This window comes from Kitasatospora sp. NPDC059571 (genome assembly GCF_042735675.1).
Classification (GTDB): Bacteria; Actinomycetota; Actinomycetes; order Streptomycetales; family Streptomycetaceae; genus Kitasatospora.
Window position 1 is genome coordinate 4,046 of record NZ_JBHWBW010000386.1, and the last position, 3,599, is coordinate 7,644.

General features: G+C 77.8%; 4 protein-coding genes. 2 read left to right on the top strand and 2 right to left on the bottom strand.

Annotation, left to right across the window (positions count from 1 at the left end; all coding sequences use genetic code 11):
• Window positions 1–120: 120 nt before the first annotated feature.
• Window positions 121–453, bottom strand: a complete 333-nt coding sequence (locus ACFV0G_RS30480) for an antibiotic biosynthesis monooxygenase family protein (protein WP_380555013.1) — start codon at window positions 451–453, stop codon at window positions 121–123.
• Between the two features lie 100 nt (window positions 454–553).
• On the opposite strand from ACFV0G_RS30480, the gene ACFV0G_RS30485 reads away from it, so the two are divergent.
• Entirely contained in the window at window positions 554–1,459 is a 906-nt protein-coding gene (locus ACFV0G_RS30485; protein ID WP_380555015.1) for a GNAT family N-acetyltransferase, read from the top strand.
• Window positions 1,460–1,540: 81 nt separating this feature from the next.
• Here ACFV0G_RS30485 and ACFV0G_RS30490 read toward each other — a convergent pair whose 3' ends face one another.
• Window positions 1,541–2,233: a hypothetical protein gene (locus tag ACFV0G_RS30490; RefSeq protein WP_380555017.1), complete on the bottom strand. Its 693-nt coding sequence runs from the start codon at window positions 2,231–2,233 to the stop codon at window positions 1,541–1,543.
• A 234-nt stretch (window positions 2,234–2,467) separates the two neighbouring features.
• Between ACFV0G_RS30490 and ACFV0G_RS30495 the strand changes: the two genes are divergently transcribed.
• The coding region (locus ACFV0G_RS30495) for a peptidoglycan-binding domain-containing protein (protein ID WP_380555019.1) at window positions 2,468–3,599 on the top strand (1,132 nt) is incomplete at its 3' end.

Below are 3,599 nucleotides of genomic sequence, written 5' to 3' on the forward strand. Positions count from 1 at the left end.
GGGGGGGGGCCCGGGGGCGGCGCCCGCGGGGCCCCCCCCCCCGGGGGGTGGGGTCCCCCGGGGGGGGGGGTTGCCCCCCGCGGGGCCCGGGGTCGTCCCCCCCCCCCGGCCCGCCCGGCCTCAGGCCTTCGGACCGGCGGACTGCACGACCTCGAACGACCAGAGCGTGGAGTCACTGGCCGCCGGGCGCTTCGGCGCCTCGCCCTCGGCGGCCGGCGGGCCCTGGCGGTGCGCCTGCTGCATCGGGCCGGACATCCACGCCTGGAACGCCTCCTCGGAGGCCCACCGGGTGTACACCAGGTACTGGTCGGTGCCCTCCACCGGGCGGAGCAGCTCGAACCACTCGAAGCCGTCCGAGTTCTCCACCGCGCCGGCCCGGGCGGCGAACCGCTTCTCCAGCGTCTCGCGCATCTCGGCCGGCACGCTGAGCACATTGATCTTCACGACAGACATGCCCCCATCCTGCCAGGCCGGCCCCGGCCGGCGGCGGTCCGCCGGGCCGTCCGCGGAAAACCGGTGGACCACGGGCCGTACGCCGTGCTGCCGTTGACGGATGACCGAGATCACCCTCATCGCCGACCCGTCCGCCTGGCTGCCCGGCCACCTGCGCCGCCGCACCGCCGCCTACCGCGCGGCCGGGCTCACCAACGCCGCCGCGACGGCCCTCGCCGAGCGCGGGCGCGAGCGGGCCGAGGCCCTGCAGGTCGCCGCGATCACCGCCGACGGGCGGACGGTCGGCCACCTCGCGGTCGGCGTCGCCGAGGAGAACGGCGTCCTCGTCGGCCGGATCGGCGAACTCCGGCTCGAACCGGGGGCCGGCGGCGAGGAACGGCACCGCCTGGCGGCGCGCGAGTGGGCCGAGCGCTGGTGCGCCGAGCGCGGCGCCCGGCAGGTCTTCGTCGGCCTGACGGCGCCCGACCCGCTCTTCGACGACTACGGGGTGCGCGGACAGAACCGCTGCAAGCCGGTCGGCGACCCGGCCCCGCTCGACGGCTCGCTGACGTACCGTCCGCTGACCGCCGCCGAGTACCCGGCCTGGCTCACCGCCCAGGAGGACGGCTACGTCGCCGACATCGTCCGGGCCGGCGCCCTCGACCCGGCGCAGGCCCGGGCCAAGTCCGACCGCGACTTCGCCCGGCTGCTCCCCCAGGGCGTGGCGACCGAGGGCCACGCCTTCATCGTCCTGGAGCACGACGGCGAGCCGGTCGGAACGGGCTGGCTGCACCACGGCTTCCTCCCGGGCGTCACCTTCGGCTACTCCCTGGAGGTCCACCCCGAGCACCGGGGCCGCGGCCACGGACACACCGCGATGGCGGTCGGCGAGCGCGCCACCGCCGCGGCCGGCGACGACACCCTGCTCTTCAACGTCTTCGGCGGCAACGAGGTCGCGATGAACCTCTACACCGCCGCCGGCTACCGCATCCTGGAGGAGCACCGCTCCCGCGATCTGCCCGCCTGACCCCTGCCGACAGGGTGCGCCGCACCTGGTCGGCCGCCTTCGGCGCCGACCATCCGCAGACGGTGGCCGCGGCCGCCGCGCTCAGTGCCTCCGGCGCCGCCCCGGCGGCCGGCTGAGGGGCGGGCGGCCGGCCGGTGGCCGGGCGAGGGCGGCGGCCAGGAGGACCAGGGCCGGTACGGCGATGTTGGGCAGCGCCCGGAGTCCCCACGGGTCGTCGACGGGGTCGAGGGGCAGGCCGAGCCGGCCGAGGGTGGTGAGGCCGTCGCGGGTGGCGGCGGTGTGGGCGAGGGCGGCCCAGGCGAGGGCGAACGCGGCCAGGGCGGGGCTGCGTTCGGCGGCGGCCAGGGCGAGCAGGGCGGCGGCCATCACGATGAGCGGGCTGGCGCCGTTGAAGACCAGCAGGTGGGCGGTCTCGGCCCAGGCGGACGGGGACCGCAGGCCCCGCCAGTGGACGGCGGTCAGCACGGCGGTCGTCCCGGCCGTCGCGGCGGCCGCCGCCAGCACCGGCAGCGCGCGGTACGGGAGTCCGGCGCGGCGGTAGTGCCGGGCGAGGGCCGCGCCGCCCGCCACCAGGGCGAGGGCCCAGTACCCGGCGAGCCAGCCGGGGCGGGTGAGCTCGTAGGGGCCGAGGATGCCGCCGGGTGCGTACTCGGGCGCCACGCAGGGGAGGCCGTCGGCCGGGCACCGGTGGCCGGGCCGGAGGTAGAGGGGCAGGGCGGCCAGGAGCAGGACGCCGAAGAGGGCGAGGACGTACCGGTACCGCTGCGCCGCCATGTGTTCCACCGCTCCCCCGGCCGAAGACACCGTCAGGGCGAGGCTATGGGCGCGGCGGGGCCCGGTGGGGCGGAGCTGTCCGGGATACGCCGGTTCATCACCGACCGTTCACCGCGGCTGTTTCGCCATCAAACGGGACAAGCCGCCCGAACGCCACCGATCGTCCCTGTCGCCTCCGCACAACCTCCTGCATAATCGGGCGCGTTCGTCACACTGATCGAGGAGGACCGGCCCATGCCGGGAGAGCACTGCCCGCTGTGCGGCACGGTCCGGGCCGCCTCCGGCTGTGCCTGCACCTCCTCGCACCCGGACGTGACCGAGACCGCCGTCCTGCCGCACATGGAGGGCCCGCCGCTGGTCCGGCCGTACGTGCCGGCCGCCGCGACCGGGTACGGCGGCGCGCCCTCCGTCCCGGGCCAGGACCCGTTCGGGACGGCGCTGATGCCGCCGGTGCCGCCCGCGCCGCCGCAGTCGCCCCCGGCCGGGGCCCCGGTGCCGCCCGCGCCGCCGCAGTCGTTCGCGGTCGGCCCGCAGCAGCCGTTCCAGCTGGTCGGGGTCCCGCCGGTGCCGGGTGTACCGCCGCAGTCGGTGGCCGACGGCCGGCGGCCGGGTCCGCAAGGCGGTCAGGACCTGGGCGTCTTCTCCTTCCAGGGCATGCCGCAGCAGCGGCCGGGCGGCCGGGCCGAGCGGCGCGAGAGCGAGCAGCTGCACGCCGGCCGGCGGCGGACGGTGGTCATCGCCGCGGGTCTGGGCATCGCCGCGGTCGGCGCCGGCCTGGCCCTCGCGCTGGTGCCCTCCTCGGACGGCGGCGGCCCCGACCAGGCGCTGCCCGCACCGAGCGGCAGCATCGACGTGCCGCCGAGCACCGACGCACCGGCCCCGACGGGTGACGCCTCCGCGTCCGCCAAGCCGCGGGTGAGCGCGAGCGGGAGCCGCAGCAAGGCGCCGACCAGCAAGGCGCCGGTGTCGGTGGTGAGCGCCTCGGGCCCGGCCGCGCCGAGCCCCGGCCCGAGTTCGGCGAGCCCGTCGGCCTCCGCGCCGGCGGTCACCCGGACGCTCAAGCCGGGCGACTCCGGGGCGGACGTCACCTCGATGCAGCAGCTGCTGCTGACCGTGGACTGCGGCGACCACCACCTCAACACCTGGTTCCTCAGCGGGAACTTCGACTCGTGGACGCAGTGGGTGCTGGCGGACTTCCAGCGCCAGCACCACATCAAGGGCGACGAGCGCAACGGCACCCTGTACGGGCCGCAGACCCGGGCCGCCCTCACGGCGGCGGGGCGCGGCCCCGGCGCGGGGCCTCCGCCCGCGGGAACCCCCCCCCCCCCCGCCGCGGGGGCCCAGCCGGCGACTCCCTGCCGCCGGA

Bases quoted from the DNA above. Each gene is read 5' to 3' on its own strand.
- ACFV0G_RS30490 (WP_380555017.1), bottom strand. From the start codon at position 2,233: ATGGCGGCGCAGCGGTACCGGTACGTCCTCGCCCTCTTCGGCGTCCTG.
- ACFV0G_RS30480 (WP_380555013.1), bottom strand. From the start codon at position 453: ATGTCTGTCGTGAAGATCAATGTGCTCAGCGTGCCGGCCGAGATGCGC.
- ACFV0G_RS30485 (WP_380555015.1), top strand. From the start codon at position 554: ATGACCGAGATCACCCTCATCGCCGACCCGTCCGCCTGGCTGCCCGGC.